The 17,287-nt window shown below is 38.6% G+C and carries 17 protein-coding genes; 11 read left to right on the top strand and 6 right to left on the bottom strand.

What is annotated here, in order from left to right; translation table 11 throughout:
* Window positions 1-86: 86 nt before the first annotated feature.
* The 6 genes from serA to trhA all read left to right on the top strand — a co-directional run bounded on the left by serA (window position 87) and on the right by trhA (window position 5,881).
* Window positions 87-1,976: a phosphoglycerate dehydrogenase gene (serA, locus tag ACNI3T_RS14465; RefSeq protein ID WP_418228434.1), complete on the top strand. Its 1,890-nt coding sequence runs from the start codon at window positions 87-89 to the stop codon at window positions 1,974-1,976.
* Window positions 1,977-2,134: 158 nt separating this feature from the next.
* A complete protein-coding gene (locus ACNI3T_RS14460; RefSeq protein ID WP_418228433.1) occupies window positions 2,135-2,338 on the top strand; it encodes a hypothetical protein in 204 nt (67 codons plus the stop codon).
* Between the two features lie 255 nt (window positions 2,339-2,593).
* Window positions 2,594-3,145: a hypothetical protein gene (locus ACNI3T_RS14455; protein WP_418228432.1), complete on the top strand. Its 552-nt coding sequence runs from the start codon at window positions 2,594-2,596 to the stop codon at window positions 3,143-3,145.
* Between the two features lie 166 nt (window positions 3,146-3,311).
* Window positions 3,312-4,073 carry a LytR/AlgR family response regulator transcription factor gene (locus ACNI3T_RS14450; protein WP_418228431.1) on the top strand — a complete coding sequence of 254 codons (762 nt, stop codon included), beginning with the start codon at window positions 3,312-3,314 and terminating at the stop codon, window positions 4,071-4,073.
* Complete coding sequence (locus tag ACNI3T_RS14445) at window positions 4,073-5,179, top strand: sensor histidine kinase (RefSeq protein ID WP_418228430.1); 1,107 nt, start codon at window positions 4,073-4,075, stop codon at window positions 5,177-5,179. Before ACNI3T_RS14450 ends, ACNI3T_RS14445 begins: the two co-directional genes overlap by 1 nt.
* Before the next feature lie 54 nt (window positions 5,180-5,233).
* Complete coding sequence (gene trhA / locus ACNI3T_RS14440; RefSeq protein WP_418228429.1) at window positions 5,234-5,881, top strand: PAQR family membrane homeostasis protein TrhA; 648 nt, start codon at window positions 5,234-5,236, stop codon at window positions 5,879-5,881.
* Here trhA and lysA read toward each other — a convergent pair.
* Together lysA and ACNI3T_RS14430 are read right to left on the bottom strand one after the other, a co-directional pair.
* Complete coding sequence (gene lysA, locus ACNI3T_RS14435; protein ID WP_418228428.1) at window positions 5,878-7,116, bottom strand: diaminopimelate decarboxylase; 1,239 nt, start codon at window positions 7,114-7,116, stop codon at window positions 5,878-5,880. The two genes, trhA and lysA, sit on opposite strands and share 4 nt — an antisense overlap.
* Window positions 7,117-7,221: 105 nt before the next feature.
* Window positions 7,222-8,388: an MFS transporter gene (locus ACNI3T_RS14430; RefSeq protein WP_418228427.1), complete on the bottom strand. Its 1,167-nt coding sequence runs from the start codon at window positions 8,386-8,388 to the stop codon at window positions 7,222-7,224.
* A gap of 226 nt (window positions 8,389-8,614) precedes the next feature.
* On the opposite strand from ACNI3T_RS14430, the gene sucC reads away from it, so the two are divergent.
* The gene (sucC, locus tag ACNI3T_RS14425) at window positions 8,615-9,808 is read left to right on the top strand and encodes an ADP-forming succinate--CoA ligase subunit beta (RefSeq protein WP_141878289.1); all 1,194 of its coding nucleotides are present in this window, start codon (window positions 8,615-8,617) and stop codon (window positions 9,806-9,808) included.
* Between the two features lie 455 nt (window positions 9,809-10,263).
* On the opposite strand, the gene ACNI3T_RS14420 is transcribed toward sucC, so the two are convergent.
* Both ACNI3T_RS14420 and ACNI3T_RS14415 read right to left on the bottom strand, forming a co-directional pair.
* Complete coding sequence (locus tag ACNI3T_RS14420) at window positions 10,264-11,076, bottom strand: MBL fold metallo-hydrolase (protein ID WP_418228426.1); 813 nt, start codon at window positions 11,074-11,076, stop codon at window positions 10,264-10,266.
* Between the two features lie 61 nt (window positions 11,077-11,137).
* A complete protein-coding gene (locus ACNI3T_RS14415) occupies window positions 11,138-11,596 on the bottom strand; it encodes a GNAT family N-acetyltransferase (protein ID WP_418228425.1) in 459 nt (152 codons plus the stop codon).
* Between the two features lie 96 nt (window positions 11,597-11,692).
* On the opposite strand from ACNI3T_RS14415, the gene treA reads away from it, so the two are divergent.
* Both treA and ACNI3T_RS14405 read left to right on the top strand, forming a co-directional pair.
* Window positions 11,693-13,312 carry an alpha,alpha-trehalase TreA gene (treA, locus tag ACNI3T_RS14410; protein ID WP_418228424.1) on the top strand — a complete coding sequence of 540 codons (1,620 nt, stop codon included), beginning with the start codon at window positions 11,693-11,695 and terminating at the stop codon, window positions 13,310-13,312.
* A 3-nt stretch (window positions 13,313-13,315) separates the two neighbouring features.
* Window positions 13,316-13,684, top strand: coding sequence for a DUF1622 domain-containing protein (locus ACNI3T_RS14405; RefSeq protein ID WP_418228423.1), 369 nt, complete (start codon window positions 13,316-13,318; stop codon window positions 13,682-13,684).
* Window positions 13,685-13,752: 68 nt separating this feature from the next.
* Here ACNI3T_RS14405 and ACNI3T_RS14400 read toward each other — a convergent pair whose 3' ends face one another.
* Both ACNI3T_RS14400 and ACNI3T_RS14395 read right to left on the bottom strand, forming a co-directional pair.
* Entirely contained in the window at window positions 13,753-14,130 is a 378-nt protein-coding gene (locus tag ACNI3T_RS14400) for a PH domain-containing protein (RefSeq protein ID WP_299156238.1), read from the bottom strand.
* 2 nt (window positions 14,131-14,132) lie between these two features.
* Complete coding sequence (locus tag ACNI3T_RS14395; RefSeq protein ID WP_418228422.1) at window positions 14,133-15,179, bottom strand: NAD(P)-dependent alcohol dehydrogenase; 1,047 nt, start codon at window positions 15,177-15,179, stop codon at window positions 14,133-14,135.
* A 168-nt stretch (window positions 15,180-15,347) separates the two neighbouring features.
* Between ACNI3T_RS14395 and ACNI3T_RS14390 the strand changes: the two genes are divergently transcribed.
* Complete coding sequence (locus ACNI3T_RS14390) at window positions 15,348-16,496, top strand: trans-sulfuration enzyme family protein (protein WP_418228421.1); 1,149 nt, start codon at window positions 15,348-15,350, stop codon at window positions 16,494-16,496.
* 6 nt (window positions 16,497-16,502) lie between these two features.
* Window positions 16,503-17,219, top strand: a complete 717-nt coding sequence (bshB1, locus tag ACNI3T_RS14385; RefSeq protein WP_418228420.1) for a bacillithiol biosynthesis deacetylase BshB1 — start codon at window positions 16,503-16,505, stop codon at window positions 17,217-17,219.
* Window positions 17,220-17,287: the final 68 nt, after the last annotated feature.

The raw sequence follows: 17,287 nt of genomic DNA, 5'->3' as shown, positions 1-17,287 counted from the left end.
CAGTAAAATTAGAAGAAATTAGTCATTTTTAAATCTTCAGAAAACAACTAGTTTTATAAATAATTTCAACCGAATTGAATCCTGCTATGAAGGAGAACCGACATTATGTAATTGATTTTGACAGCACTTTCACGCAAGTGGAAGCATTGGATGTTCTGGGCGAGATCAGTTTGAAATCTCATCCTGAAAAGGATCAGAAACTGCACCGATTAACCGAGCTTACAGATCTTGCAATGGCAGGAAAAATAGGTTTTAGAGAATCACTGGAAAAAAGACTCGAGATCCTGGAAGCAGATATGAATATGATCCCTCAGGTGATCGAAGATCTTAAAAGCAAGGTATCTGTTTCTTTTGTGAGAAATGAAGCCTTCTTCCAGGAGAACAAGGACCATATCTATATAATTTCCAATGGTTTTAAGGAGATCATAGTGCCTATAGTTAGAGAACTTGGAGTTAGAGAAGAAAATGTATATGCGAATACTTTTACTTCTGAAAATGGCCAGATTACAGGTTTTGACAGAGATAATGTATTATCTTCAAGTAACGGTAAGGTCGCCCTGTTAAAGCAAATGGATCTACAAGGTGACGTTTATGTAATTGGCGATGGCTACAACGATTATGAAATTAAGGCGGCTGGACTGGCTAATAAGTTTTACGCTTTTACTGAAAATGTTCAACGTGGAGAGGTGCTTGAAAAAGCTGATCATGTAACTCCCAGCCTTGACGAATTTCTATACTTACACAAGATGAACAAAGCAATATCATACCCTAAGAACAGAATTAAAGTACTACTTCTTGAAAATGTGCATGCAGATGCCGTTGCTATAATGAGGGAAGAAGGCTATAATGTAGAGACAATTTCTGGTGCTCTGGATGAGCAGGAACTTGCAGAAAAGATCAAAGATGTTTCAATTTTAGGAATCAGGTCTAAGACTAATCTTACTGAAAAGGTGCTTGAAAAGGCAAACCGACTCATCGCAGTTGGAGCATTTTGTATTGGGACGAACCAGATCGATCTTGAAGCCTGTCTCAAGAAAGGGGTCGCAGTTTTTAATGCGCCGTATAGTAATACCAGGTCTGTAGTGGAATTGGCGATAGGAGAGATCATCCTTTTAATGAGAAATCTGCCCGATAGAATTGCAGAAATGCATCGAGGGGAATGGAACAAATCTGCAAAAGGTAGTTACGAAACCCGTGGTAAGAAATTGGGTATCGTTGGTTACGGGAACATTGGATCGCAATTATCTGTTGTAGCAGAGGCGATAGGTTTCGATGTTTATTATTATGATCTAGTGGAGAGACTTGCTTTGGGGAACGCCACTAAATGTAATAGTTTAAAAGAGCTATTCGAAAAAGTTGATATTGTAACTTTGCACGTTGACGGTCGCAAGGAAAACACCAATATGATTGGTGATAAACAGTTTGGATGGATGAAGGAAGGAAGTGTTTTCCTGAATCTCGCCAGGGGACAGGTAGTAGATGTAGATGCACTGCGAAAGCATATTGAAAGTAAAAGGATCATTGGAGCAGGGGTGGACGTTTTTCCAAAAGAGCCTAAGACAAACCAGGAAGAATTTGAATCACCGTTAAGAGGTTTACCTAATCTTATTCTTACTCCGCATATTGGAGGTTCTACGGAAGAAGCTCAGGAAAATATCGGGAACTTTGTACCAGGAAAGATCATAAATTACATTAACACGGGAAGTACTACAAACTCGGTCAATTTCCCGAATTTACAACTTCCAATTCTTGAAAACGCACACAGACTCATTCATATTCACCATAACAAACCGGGAATCATAGCTCATATAAACAGAATACTCGCGGCTAACGATATCAATATTGTTGGACAGTATTTAAAAACCAATGAAACCATAGGTTATGTGATTACAGATATTGACAAGGCTTACGATGATGTGGTGATCAAGGAATTGAAAGGTATACAGGGTACAATTAGATTCCGAGTTCTATATTAATAGGTATCTAATTTGAAGTTAGAAAAGAGATCATGGTATATTTGATCTCTTTTTTTGTGTTTTCATCGGAGTTAATTAACTCAATTTTAAGAAGTTAACTGACTGTGAAATTTATCTTTATAGATCCCCCAAAAGATTTAACTTCAAAAAGAAACAAAATGGATACTACATTATTTTGTTCAGTATTGGGTGCAGCTATTACCATTATTGGAGCTATTTATTATCAGTTGAGAAAAGACAATTCCAGGCAGAAAAAGCTGATTAAATCTTACAAACGCGAATTGAATTCACTTCGTAAAGTTCGAAAGCGAATGACTTCTGCTACTATATTCAGATCAGGTCCAATGATGGATCTTGATTAACAGAGATGACTTTCTCTTTTTAAGTAAAAAGCTGTCAAAAGCTTAGAGTACCTTACGAAACATCATTCTAAAGCGGTGAACATAGAAATTCTTCAAGCACGTTTTATTTAAACCTGATTTTCTGCCGACTTCTATCTTTTTATTATTCAGTTCCAAAAAAATGTACTTCAGATCATTGACTCTATTGTCTTTGTAATTTGAATGTAGTTTAGTGATATCAATAAATCATTATTCATCATTCAAAAAACGTACATTATGAAAACTTTATTTATTTCATTATTGCTTATCGCAGTAACAGCATTTGGAAACGCACAGGAAATTGAATTAGACGAAGCTGAGGTTCGTCTGGAAACTAACAAATCTAAATTTGTCAAATCTGGCGATGGTTTTACTTATGCCGTAACCGAGAAACATTCCGGGGAATTTGAAAAAGATCCAGTCGCCTTTATGAGGTCCAATCTTGACATCACAGCGATGCTGAAAGAACTGGCAAAAGAGAACTTTGTTTCCTATCAGGTAACTTTTAGAAGCAGCAAAGGTTATTTGGCAGCGGAATTCGACAAAAATGGAGAGTTGCAAAGAACTAGTCAGAAATTTAAAAATATCGCTTTACCATCAGCATTAAGATCAGAACTTTATAGTTCAAATAAGGGCTGGACGATGATCTCGAATAAATATATGGCTTCTGGGAAAGGGGAATTCCTTGACAAAGAAATCTATAAGATCAGGCTGGAAAATGCAAATCAAAAACGAACGGTTAAATTGGATCCGACAACAATTTCGAGAGTGTCGGTAGCAAGTAATTAAAAATAGGTTAGTAGTTAGTTAGTCAGAGGGCTGTCGGATAAAGTTCGATAGCCCTTTATTCAGCAATCATAGAATCAATCGCTTATAGATCAATATTTACCACAGGCTAAGCCAATCTGACTTATTGGAAATAATCATAACTTGTAGTAGCCAAATAACATTTTATATGAAAGCTTTAATCATCGATGATGAGGAACTAGCCCGAAAACGTGTTCTAAACTTACTGGAAGATGTATCGCAAATAGACATTCTAGGTGAATGTTCCAATGGCAAAACTGCAATAGAAAAAATTAATCGCGACAAGCCTGATCTTATTTTTCTGGATATTAACATGAAAGATATGAATGGTTTTGATGTGCTCAAGAAGATCGAAATAGATCCTAAACCAATCGTAATTTTTGTAACGGCCTATGACACTTATGCCCTAAAAGCTTTTGATGCGGAAGCATTTGATTTTCTTCTGAAACCTTTTAAGGATGAAAGATTCTTCAAAACAATTACAAAAGTCCTGAACACCACTACTTCTGAAGCTGAAGAGAATTTTGAAAAGCGACTCGTAGAACTATTTCACGAATATTCTAAAAGCAACCTGCATCTGAATTCGGTTTCAAAAATTCCAGTTAAACAAGGCAATAAGACCTCACTGGTGGACCCTCGAGAAATACATTATATACAGGCATCTGGTTATTATGCTGAAATTTATGTAGATGGCAGGAAGCATGTTTTGAGAGAATCACTCAACAATCTGGCAGAGATCCTGGATCATAATTTTATCAGGATCCACAGGTCTACCATCGTAAATCTCAATTTTGTACATGAAATTATACATTCAGATTATTCTGAGATCGATGCAAAAATGACCTGTGGTAAATTACTGCACGTAAGTAAATCCCATAAGAAGGAATTTCTTGAAAAAATTGGAATCTAATGAGCCTTCATGATTTAAAACAAAAGTATATAGATTTCAAGCTGGTCCTTTTACTTGCAGGGTTCTACCTGATGTTTGACCTCATACATATTGCAAAAACAGCGTATATGCAAGAGTTTATGCCTAAGGAAATGCAACACTTCAGCTGGCCTGACTTTCTTGTATATAACATGCTTTTTGATTACATCATCGTAGTCAGCTATATGACGCTCATCGCGATTAGTACAAAGAGGTTTCTAAATAAGAACTATTCATGGGTAAAGATCATTTCCATACACACTCTATTCTCCTTACTAATTGGTCTTATTATCAGGCTTGTCTTCGATTTCTATTCCATACTTGCAGGAAGAATAAGCCTTGCAGAATTTGATCTTCGGAAGAGTGTAAACGCATTCGTCTATGTTCTTGACCTGAATTTTCTCATCTATTTCGCGATGATCTTTATCATCTACACCTACTACTATCTCCGCCAGGTAAAGGAGGCAGAAAAACGACATTTGAAACTGGAAAGTCAGTTAATGAACACGAGGATGAGAATGCTTTCCTCACAATTGCAACCTCATTTTCTGTTCAATACGCTTAATAGTATTGCCGTATTAACAGATTTGGATAGTAACAAAGCGAAGGATACTATTGCAGATCTTAGCGATTTTCTACGTGAAATCCTGTACCATAGCGACAGAAACCGGATTAGCCTTGATGAGGAACTCAGGATCCTGGAATATTATCTAAATATTCTGAATGTTCGATTTTCAGATCATCTCAGTATAGAAAAGGAAATTGACGAATCACTACTGCTGAAGAAAATTCCGGCGATGTTACTACAGCCAATGATAGAAAACTCTATCAAGCATGGTTATTCTTATGATCATACAGATCTTCATATTCTTATTAAGATACGTGAAGAAAGAGGTAACCTGATCATTAGAGTTGAAAATGATGGAGAACCTTTAAAACTTACTCACAAAGAACTGCTTGAAAAGGGCGTTGGCTTAAGAAATATTGATGATCGTTTGAGAAATTTGTACAAGGACAAGTACATCTTTGAAATCAGGAACAGGGCAGATGGAAATGGAGTGGTAACCTTGGTGAAAATCCCTGCATAAGTGGTTTCTATTAGAATTTTAGAAGGAATTTCTTAAAAAGATTAATTTTGCTCCATGGAAAAAAGCATAGAGCCTAAATACTATTCACCAGAAGAGGAACGCCTGAATATAATTTCCCACGGCATCGGCTTTTTGCTGAGTATCGTTGCACTCTTCCTGCTTATTCAGCGCGCATTAGAATTTGATTCTACCGCTTATCTTGTAAGTTTCTCAGTATTTGGTGCCAGTATGATCTTGTTGTATGCGGCGAGTACATTGTATCATAGCGCTAAAGACCATCAAAGGAGAGCCAGATTGAATATTCTGGATCACGCTTCGATTTATGTTTTGATCGCTGGAACCTATACACCATTTGCAGTCATTAGTTTACCCGGTCTGGTTGGTAATATCATACTCTGGACCGTCTGGCTGATCGCACTGGCGGGAATAATTCTGAAATTTTTCTTTACGGGAAAATACCAGCTGCTCTCTACTATTATGTATGTGGCGATGGGCTGGATCATCGTTTTCGCCGGAAATTCCATGTTAGAAAATCTGAGTACTGAAGGTTTATGGTGGCTGGTAGCTGGAGGAGTTTCCTATACCATAGGGGCTATCCTATTTATGCTGAAAAAAATACCTTTTAACCATGCTATCTTCCATGTCTTCGTACTCATGGGAACATTCTCCCATTTTATATCCATTTACCTGTACGTCGTTTAATTCTGAACTTCTGAAACTTCCGGTTCTCTAGTTTCAAAATCAAGTTCGATCTGATGCCTGGTTAGATCTTCAAAAACTTCACGCTCTCTAATTAAGTGAGCCATGTTATTGTACCATAATACTTCCGCAGGCCTCAATCTGGAATTGAAATTGCTCGCCATGCTAAAGCAATAAGCACCAGCATTGCTAAAACTAAGAATATCGCCTTCTCTTATTTCAGAGATACGCCTGTTATTTCCAAAAGTATCGGTTTCGCAGATATAGCCTACGACGCTGTAGAACCTGTTCTTGGCTTCCGGGTTACTGATATTGGTTATTTCGTGATGTGATCCATAGAACATGGGCCTGATTAGATGATTAAATCCGGAGTCGATTCCTGCAAAAACCGTTGAGGTGGTTTGTTTAATCACATTCACTTTCGCCAGGAATTTCCCTGCATCACTAACGAGATATTTACCAGGTTCAAAAGCGAGTGCTAGATCACGGCCGTATTCCTTACAAAAAGCCTTAAACTTCTGGGTGAGTTGGTCGCCCAGGTCTTCGATATCGGTTTCTATATCACCAGGACGGTAAGGAACTTTGAATCCACTTCCAAAATCTATGAATTCAAGCTCTTTAAAGTTTCGTGCGGCTTCAAAAAGAATTTCTGAAGCATGTAAGAAAACTCCAATATCAAGAATGTCACTTCCGGTATGCATATGAATACCATTAATGTGCATTCCTGTGTTTTCTACAATTCTCAACAAATGTGGCATCTGGTGAATACTAATCCCGAATTTAGAATCAATATGCCCAACCGAAATTTTTGAGTTTCCACCCGCCATCACATGAGGATTGATACGGATACAGACTGGAATTTCAGGATGCCTGCTTCCAAACTGTTCCAGGATGGAAAGATTATCGATATTGATCTGGGCTCCGAGTTTAACTACCTCCTCGATTTCTTCCAAAGAAACACCATTAGGAGTGTAAATGATCTTTTCAGGAGATACACCTGCTTGTATTCCCAGTTTCACTTCCTGAATAGATACGGTATCCAGGCCACAACCCAGAGAATTAAGTAACTTAAGGATCGAAATATTGGAAAGTGCTTTTACGGCGTAGTGAATTCTTAGTTCATCAACCTTAAATGCATTGGTTAATCTTTGATATTGAGAAGTAATTTTTTCAGCATCATAGACGTAAACCGGGCTGCCAAAATCATTTGCTACAGAAAGTAGATCCTTATGTGTCATTTCTAATCCTAATTTGACGTAAAACTACAGTGTTTTGTAAAAGTTACCCTAGATCAAATTTAAATATAACCAATTTATACCTTTTGTTAAATATGTGTATTCCTATCAGGCAGTTTGAAGAGCAACCTGTTTCTTACGCATATAAATAACGCCAATTCCTATAAAAATTCCGATTCCAGCCATGGCAGCTCCTACGTATTGAGCAGATACAATGCCGTACCCGTAAGAGATAGGTAGACCGGCAAGATAGGCTCCACTGGCATTTCCCATATTAAATGCACTTTGATTAAGTGAAGAACCAAGCATCTCAGAGCCTTTAGCAGTATTGATGACGGCCATTTGTATAGGTGTGGCGATACAGAATGCAATCACAGGTATAATAAATGTAGTAATGAGCACACCAATTTGGTCATAGGCAACAAAAGTATTTACTAGAAGCGCGGTAACCATTAGGATCAGTGCAATAATAACTGCTTTGATCGGACTGAACATCTCAGCCAGTTTCGCACCCAGAAAGTTTCCGGCGACCATTCCCAGTCCGGCAAGGATCATCGCATAACTAACAACATTTTCAGAATGACCGGCAACATCTGTAATTAGCGGAGCTATATAGCTGTACCAGGCGAAAAAACCACCAGTTCCAATAGTTGTTAAAAGAATAACCATCCAGAGTTCTGGTTTCCGAAGTAATCTTAATTCTTCTTTCATTCCGCCGGCATTGGCAATTTTCACTTCCGGCATCCAGAATCTGATACTCAGGATTGCACAAATCCCAACTATACCAACTGCAAGAAATGCGATTCCCCAGCTGAAGTTCTGTCCTAACCAGGTCCCAAGAGGAACCCCGATCACGTTGGCCACTGTTAGTCCGGTGAACATCATCGCGATAGCCTGAGCTTCTTTCCCGGGACGGGCGAGTTTTCCAGCCACCACGGCGCCAATTCCGAAGAATGCACCATGAGGTAGACCGGATAGGAACCTGGCGAGCATTAAAAGCTCGTAGGAATCTGCAAAAGCTGAAAGCGTATTGAATATGGTAAACCATAGCATCAAACCTAAAAGTGTCTTTTGAGGCGGCCATTTATTTCCGAAGATGGTAAGCAGTGGAGCGCCAACGACTACTCCAAGAGCATATGCCGATATAAAATGTCCTGCGACCGGGATGGAAACTTCCAGATCATTAGCGATCTCAGGCAAAATTCCCATGATCACAAATTCCGTCATTCCTATTCCAAAACCTCCAATTGCCAGCGCCAGTAATGCCTTCTTCATGAGAAATAATTAAAAGATCAAATTTAGTTGAGAATCGAAAGTCTCACCAGATTTACTTCAGTTTTCTGCGATAACCTTTTCGTTTTTCCGAAGATATTCTAAAAGCCCTGCAGCATAAGAATTTCCGACTATTAGCCTATCGTTAAGAAGCTCAAAAAAGATTGGTACAATAGTATGTATTTGTTACTTTTGCTTTCCATAATAAATACAGAAGAAATAGCTGATTATGAATATACACGAATATCAAGGAAAAGAAATTTTGAGCAGCTTTGGAGTCCGCATTCAACGTGGAACCGTAGCAACAAACGCTAAAGAAGCAGTAGATGCGGCGAAAGCACTTACCGAGCAAACCGGTACTGGATGGCATGTGATCAAAGCACAGGTTCATGCTGGTGGACGTGGTAAAGGTGGTGGTGTAAAACTTGCCAAAAACCTGAAGGAAGTTGAAGAAATCGCCGGAGAGATCATCGGGATGAATCTCGTAACTCCTCAAACTTCTGCGGAAGGGAAAAAGGTACACCAGGTTTTAGTTGCTGAAGATGTTTACTATCCTGGAGACAGTGAGCCGGAAGAATATTATATGTCTGTTCTTTTAAACAGAGCTACCGGACGTAACATGATCATGTATTCTACAGAAGGTGGAATGGATATCGAAACTGTTGCTGAAGAAACTCCAGACCTTATATTTACTGAAGAGATTGATCCTTCTACAGGATTGCTTGGATTCCAGGCGCGTAGAATCGCTTTCAATCTTGGACTAAGCGGAAAGGCATTTAAAGAAATGACCAAATTCGTAATGTCTTTATATGAAGCTTTTGAAAAATCTGATTCTTCACTTTTCGAGATCAACCCTGTGTTGAAAACGAGTGATGATAAGATCATGGCAGTAGATGCTAAGGTAACATTAGATGACAATGCACTTTTCCGTCACAAGGATTATGCTGAAATGCGTGATGTTCGTGAAGAGAATGCTACTGAAGTTGAAGCGAGAGAAGTTGGACTTAACTACGTAGATCTTGACGGTAACGTTGGGTGTATGGTAAACGGTGCAGGACTTGCAATGGCAACAATGGACCTTATTAAACAAGCAGGAGGAGAGCCAGCTAACTTCCTTGATGTTGGTGGAACAGCTGATGCCAAGAGAGTAGAAGAAGCTTTCAGACTGATCTTGAAAGATGATAAAGTAGAAGCAATCCTGGTTAATATCTTTGGAGGAATCGTAAGATGTGACCGTGTTGCCCAGGGTATTGTAGACGCTTCCAAGAATATGGGAGACGCTATGAATGTGCCAATCATCGTAAGATTGCAAGGAACGAACGCAGATATCGCTAAGGAACTTATCGATAATAGCGGACTTAAAGTTTACAGCGCGGTACAATTCCAGGAAGCGGCAGATAAAGTTCAGGAAGTACTTTCCTAGTAACTAATTCATATTACAAAAAAACCCGGCCAACTGGCCGGGTTTTTTTGTTTCATTATGTACTGTAGGTTCTAATCGTCTGAAGTAGTGTGTAGGCCTTAAATTTGACTCCAATTACATTAGATATATTGCCAGATACATTCAATTGAAAGTGACATGTTGAAAGTGATAGAAAATCAGTTTATTGAACTGCATAGCCTAGAACTTGAAACCGCTAAATCATAAAGTTTTCTAAAAATTGGTGGTCGTAGACAATTGAGTTAAAAAAGATTCGTTCTAAATAGAGAGGAAACCTTATATTTAATAATATGAGAATCAATAACTTAAAAGTCGCTTCCCAGATTAATGTTCTAGCTTGATGAAATAATTGTTGAATTTGTGTTAGCCAACTAAAAATTTTACAAAAATTTCAAGCGTATTAATCTGAAGAGCGACTTCTTGTTTCCAGATATCATCTACTTCGATCTTTCCGGGTACCAGTTCATAAGTTCCACTTCAATATCAGAATTTCCTTCATTTACTAATTTCTTAAATTCTTCAACATCAGAAAGTCCGTTTTTACCACGGTAATGGTATGGAATTACTTTTTTAGGCGTGAAAGCCAGGACACCTTTTGCAGCACGATCTACTGGCATGGTATAAGGTAGATTCATAGACACTAATGCAACATCGATATTATTCAGATTTCTCATCTCAGGAATATCTTCAGTATCGCCGGAAATATATAGTCTTTTCCCGTTATTCTCAATGATATATCCATTCCCACGACCTTTCACGTGCATTGCATCTTTAGACTGAGGTAAATTGTACATCGGTATTGCCTGAATATTGAAACCCATGAGTTCTTTGGAGTCTCCGTTATTCATTACTATATATTCAGCCTTCAGATCTTCGGGTAATTTATCTTTTACGGCCTGTGGTACAATTACAGTTACACTATCCAGACCGATCGCCTTTAGCGTTTCAGCATTCATATGATCTCCATGTATGTCTGTGATCAAAATAAAATCTGGTCTGTCTTTGCCTTTAAAAGCTTCAGCTCCACCTACGGGATCTGTGTAAAAGGTTTTATCACCCCATTTAAAAACTGCAGTGGCATGGGAAATAGGTTCGATTTTAAGATCCATGGTCTCCTGAAAAGGCGTCTGACTCATCTCTGCATTGTTCTCTGCAAGAGTGTCATTCATCATCTTATTCTTTTCATTCCCCTGATCTTTACATCCAACAAGCAATAAGCCTGCGGCAATTAGAGTAGCTACTTTTTTCATAGTCAATTTTTAGCCTAAGATAAGGCCAGACATGACTTTAGCTATTTGGTTTAATAAAGAATTATGAAAGGATTAATGACATTTTAATATCCCCACGAGCGTAAGGATTATTTTCTTCAATAGGAATTTCTTCGAATCCATATTTGCGATATAAATGAATAGCGTTTTCCAGTTTTCGATTAGAGTAAATGATCAATTTTTTCCAGCCGCTGCTTTTAGCAAACTGTATGGTATAGTCAATTAGAAAGTGTCCGATTTTCTGACCACGAAATGCTGGTTTAACCGCCATTTTGGTGAGCTCGAAAATATCATCTTCCATCTTCATCAATGCCACACAGGCTACGATAGTTTCGTCTTTTCTTACAAAGAAGATCTTTCCTCCCGGCTCAATGATATATTTTTCAGGTTTTCCTAAAACCTCCTCATCATGTGGTTCCACATAAAAGAATTCATTCAGCCAGTGTAAATTCATATTTTCGAATTCTTCCGCGTACTTTTTATCCCAGTTGAGTATCTCCATGATCATTAGTTATAGATCAAAAATATAAAGAAGCTTTGAGTAGCCAGGCTTTTCAGTAATCAATTTCTTTATATTTATAGATCTTAAACATATTATATGAATTTCCGAAGATATTTTAAGTTATTCCTGCTATGCTTATTAATTGCATTCAACAGCTGCAAGTCCAGTCCAGATCCAGTTGTCGTCCACGATGACAAGGAAATTACTATACTACCACCAGCCGAACTCTACGGAAATTTATTCTATGATGTACAAACCCGGGCTATTTTCGAGGACAGCAAGACCTTTGTTGATGCGAATCCAAAATATAGTGTAGGTCTTATCAGGCAACGATATGATATGCTGGAAGATACTACCGTTAAGGGCATGAAAACCTTTCTGGATCAACACTTTAGTATTCCGGAAGCCGATCTGCAATTTAAAAGCGATAGTCTGGAGATAGGTATGCACATAAAGAGTTTATGGGAAGTCTTGAAAAGGCCTGCAAATGATAGTATTTCGGGAACCCTTATTCCGCTGCCAAATGATTATATAGTGCCGGGTGGTAGATTTCGTGAAGTTTATTACTGGGATAGTTACTTCACGATGTTAGGATTGCAGATAGATGGTGAAAATGAGGTCATCAGGAACATGGTAGAAAATTTTGCATTCCTCATAGATGAACTCGGTTTTATTCCGAATGGGAATCGTACCTATTACCTCGGAAGATCTCAACCACCATTCTTTTCGCTTATGGTCAATATTCTGGCAGATATTGAAGGTGAGCAGGTTTATGCGGAATATCTAGATGCACTGGAACAAGAGCATAAGTTCTGGATGAAGGGAAGTAACGAACTAAAACCAGGTAATGCTACTAATAGAGTTGTTAAATTGAAGGATGGGACTATTTTGAACCGCTACTACGATGAATTCGCTACTCCAAGGCCAGAAAGCTACCGTGAAGATGTAGAAACTGCAGAAATTGCATTGAAGACTAATCCAATGCTCAAGAAAGAAGATATTTATCGTGATCTAAGAGCAGGTGCAGAATCTGGATGGGATTATTCAAGCAGATGGCTGGTAAAAAATGTGCGAAATGAGTTTAAACTTTCGAGTATTCAAACTACTTCGATCCTTCCGGTTGATCTAAATTCGTTGCTTTATCAACTGGAAAGGACCATTTCCAGAGCAGCCAAAATTGCGGAAAAAAAGGAAATGTCGGCTACTTATGCGAAGCTGGCTGAAGATAGACGGCAGGCTATTAAAAACTACTTCTGGGATCCTAAGAAAGAATTCTTCCAGGATTACAATTTTGAAAAGCAAGAATTCACGGGAAATCTATCCTTGGCAGCAATGTATCCTTTATTCTTCCAGATCGCAGATGAACAGCAAGCCGACAAAGTGGCTACAAGGATCAAAGAAGATTTTCTTAAACCTGGAGGAGTTGTAACCACGCCATATAGTACCGGACAGCAATGGGATGCACCAAATGGATGGGCTCCATTGCAGTGGATCACTATTCAGGCACTAAGGAATTATAAGCATCTGGAACTTTCCGAAGAAATAAAAACAAGATGGCTGGATGTAAACAGCGCAGTTTACAACCGAACCTATAAGATGACGGAGAAGTATAATGTAATCGACCTTTCCAAGGAAAGTGGAGGAGGGGAATATCCAACCCAGGATGGGTTTGGTTGGACTAACGGAGTTTATAAAAAATTATCTTCAGAAGAATAGTTTATGGAAAATATAAGTTTGTATATCGAGTATGCAGCAAAGTTTATAGAAGTTACTGGAGTTGTGGTCATACTTCTGGGAACGATCGTAGCGTTAATCAAATATATACTGGCAAAGCAAAGTAAAGGAGTCAGATCTTATAAATTATTGAGACAGGAATTGGGAAAAGCTATTCTGCTTGGACTTGAAATCCTGGTTGCTGCAGATATTATAGCAACCGTAGTAACAAAACCTACACTTGATGAGGTTATTTCTTTAGGGATCATCGTCCTGATAAGAACATTTTTGAGTCTTTCCATTGAATTGGAGATTGAAGGCAGATTTCCATGGCAAAGGAAGGAAAAAGAGAACAGGCTGGATCAGGAAGCTTAAACCTGTACATAAGAAAAAGCCACTGAGATTCTCAGTGGCTTTTCCTATAAATTTCTGACTATCCTGTCCTATAAAGTATACTCAGCCAGCAATTTCTGAACTTCATAGATGTCAACTTTCTTATTGAATTTCTTAGAAATACTGGGTGATTGTTCCCCGGAAATCCAGATCTTAAGTTCTGCATCCAAATCAAAACTTCCTGCAGTTTCCACGCTAAAACGTGTTATACTTTTATATAGCACCGAGAAATATTCGATCTTACTTCCGGTTAATCCCTGCACATCTACAATGATCAGTCGTTTGTTAGTGAAAATAAAAGTATCTCGAATGATCTTAAAACCAGCAATAACTTCTTCAGAATCAATTAGCAATTTGCCATATTTCTCCTGAATAACTGAATTCTCTATAGCGCCGGCATTACCAAGCAATGAGGATAGTAGGCCCATATTTAATTCTTTAATGATTTCATATCGATTACAAATCTATACTTAACATCAGATTTTACAACTCTGTCAAAAGCAGTATTAATAGAGTCCATATCGATCATTTCAATATCTGAAACAATATTATGCTCTCCACAGAAATCAAGCATTTCCTGAGTTTCTTTGATTCCGCCAATTAGTGAACCTGCAATTCTTTTTCTTCCCATAATAAGTCCGCCACCATGAATATCTACTTCATCGATCGCACCAACTAATGTCATTGTCGCATCTCTTTTCAGTAAAGCAACATAAGGATTTGTATCATGTCCAACAGGAACTGTATTCAGAATAAAATCGAATGAATTGGCATGTTTCTTCATTTCTGCTTCATCCTTCGAGATAAGAACTTCATCTGCACCAAGGGATTTAGCATCTTCAGCTTTAGCAGGAGAGGTAGTGATCATCACAACGTGAGCCCCTAATGCGTGGGCAAACTTAACCCCCATATGTCCAAGACCTCCCAGTCCAACAACTCCAACTTTATCACCTTTTTTTACATTCCATTGTCTAAGTGGAGACCATGTTGTAATACCTGCACACAATAATGGCGCAACTGCCTTTGTATCCAGGTTTTCAGGAACCTTCAGGACAAATTTTTCGCGTACCACCACCATTTCAGAATATCCGCCAAAAGTGTGGCCGCCTAAATGTTCATCCTTACCATTATAGGTAGCGGTCATTCCATTCTCACAATATTGCTCAAGACCATCTTCACAAGATTTACATTCCTGGCAGGAGTCCACCATACATCCAACTCCAACAAGATCACCTTGCTTAAAGTTTTTTACGTCTGAGCCAACTTCTACCACGCGACCAATAATTTCATGGCCTGGTACCACTGGATATTTACTATTGCCCCAATCATTTCTAACCTGGTGTATATCGCTATGACAAACTCCGCAATAATCGATTTCGATCTTCACGTCATTTGCAAGAATGTCCCTGCGTTCGATTTCCATCATATTAAGATCTGCATCATTCGACTTTGCGCCGTAAGCTTTTACATTTTTCATTTTATTCTCTTTTGCTGAAAGTTACTTAATTTATAACAGCTGTAGATGATGTAGTACACAGGTTTAACTATTCTTAACGTGCTGAATTGACGTAGGTCAAGTTTCCTGTAGTCCATTGCTTTCAAAGAATTCTTAGTACCTTAGGAGCTCAATTTTGAATTCTAAATTATGAGCGATTCTAAAGGAATCAATACGATATGTACGCATGCTGGAGAACTTGAAGATACTCAGTTCAAGGGAGCGGTTTCACCACTTTATATGGCAACGTCTTACGCATTTGAAGATGTGGAAACCAAGCGTTACCCCAGGTATTTTAATACTCCAAACCAGGTAGCCCTTGCTAAAAAGATGGCTGCACTGGAACACGGAGAAGCTGCTTTGATCTTTGGAAGTGGAATGGCCGCAGTTAGCACCTCATTAATGGCATTTTTGAGTTCTGGAGATCACGTAGTATTTCCAGACGCCCTTTATGGCGGAACCAGTAACCTTGCAGTAGAGGAATTCGCTAAATTCGGAATAGAGTATACATTTGCGAAAGACTCTTCTATAGCTTCATTAGAGTCTGAAATCAAGGAAAATACGAAGGTAATTTATATCGAGACACCATCTAATCCTCTGTTGAAGATCACAGATATCGAAGGAGTTGCAGGTCTGGCTAAAAAGCATGGACTTGTAAGTATGATCGATAATACATTTGCTTCACCGGTAAACCAGAACCCTCTGGATATGGGAATAGATATCGTTTTACACTCTGCAACCAAATACATGGGAGGCCATAGTGATATCCTGGCGGGAACTGCAATAAGTTCTGAAGATCATATCGACCGGATCTTTCAAATGGCTAAGAATTTTGGTGGAAACTTAAGTGATTATACGGTCTGGTTACTGGAAAGAAGTATTAAGACCATGGGTTTACGTGTAAAAGCCCAGAATTCGAATGCTTTGCAACTGGCGGAATTTTTAAAAGCTCATCCCAGTGTTGCGAATGTTTATTATCCTGGTTTGAAAGATCATCCAGATCACGAACTCGCAGCAAAGCAAATGTCTGGTTTCGGCGGAATGATGTCATTTGAACTGAATAATGAAATCGATGTGCAGCATTTCATGAAATCTCTGAAACTAATAAAACCCTCCATGAGCCTTGCCGGTGTAGAAAGTACCATTCTTCTACCTTCAAAAACTAGTCATGGATTATTGACAGAAGAAGAAAGAGCACAGCAAGGGATCAAGGATAATCTTTTGAGATTCTCTGTGGGCATCGAAGAGTTTGAAGACATTAAACAAGACCTTGAGCAGGCAATAGCAAACACCAAATAAAGATTTATGAAATTAGATATACTTGCGATTGGCGCACACCCTGATGATGTGGAATTAAGTTGTGCTGGAACCATTGCAAAAGAAATTAGTCGGGGAAAAAAGGTTGGAATCCTTGATCTTACCAGGGGGGAACTTGGTACAAGAGGAACTGCAGAGATTCGTGATCAGGAAGCAACGGCTGCAGCCCAGGTTTTAGGGGTTGAGGTTCGCGAGAATCTCGAATTTAGCGATGCTTTTTTTTCAAACAATGCTTCCCACCAAATGGAGATCATTAAAATGATAAGAAAGTACCAGCCAGAGATTGTGCTATGTAATGCGGTTGACGACAGGCATATTGATCATGGAAAGGCTGCAAAATTAATAAGTGATGCTTGCTTTCTGAGTGGTTTGCGTAAGATTGAAACTATCATGAATGGTGAGAACCAGCCAGCATGGCGACCAAAGCATGTTTTCCATTATATCCAGTGGAAGAATCTAAAACCTGATTTTGTAGTGGACATTACAGGCTTTCTGGATAAAAAAATTGATTCGGTAAAAGCTTACAGGTCGCAATTCTACAGCGAAGATAGTAAAGAGCCTGAAACTCCAATATCCAGCAGTAACTTCCTGGATAGCATTACTTACCGGGCACAGGATATGGGAAGGCTCATTAATACTGAACATGCCGAAGGTTATAACGTAGATCGTTATGTAGCAGTAGATTCTGTATTTGACCTTATTTAATTGAAAATTTTTCTTTGCTGAAATGTACAAATAACTTACATTTGCAACCGCTAATCAAATGGTGGTTG

It is taken from the genome of Christiangramia qingdaonensis (assembly GCF_048381525.1).
Lineage (GTDB): Bacteria > Bacteroidota > Bacteroidia > Flavobacteriales > Flavobacteriaceae > Christiangramia.
The sequence above is the reverse complement of the archived record's forward strand: the minus strand, read 5'-3'. Positions and strand labels throughout refer to the sequence as shown.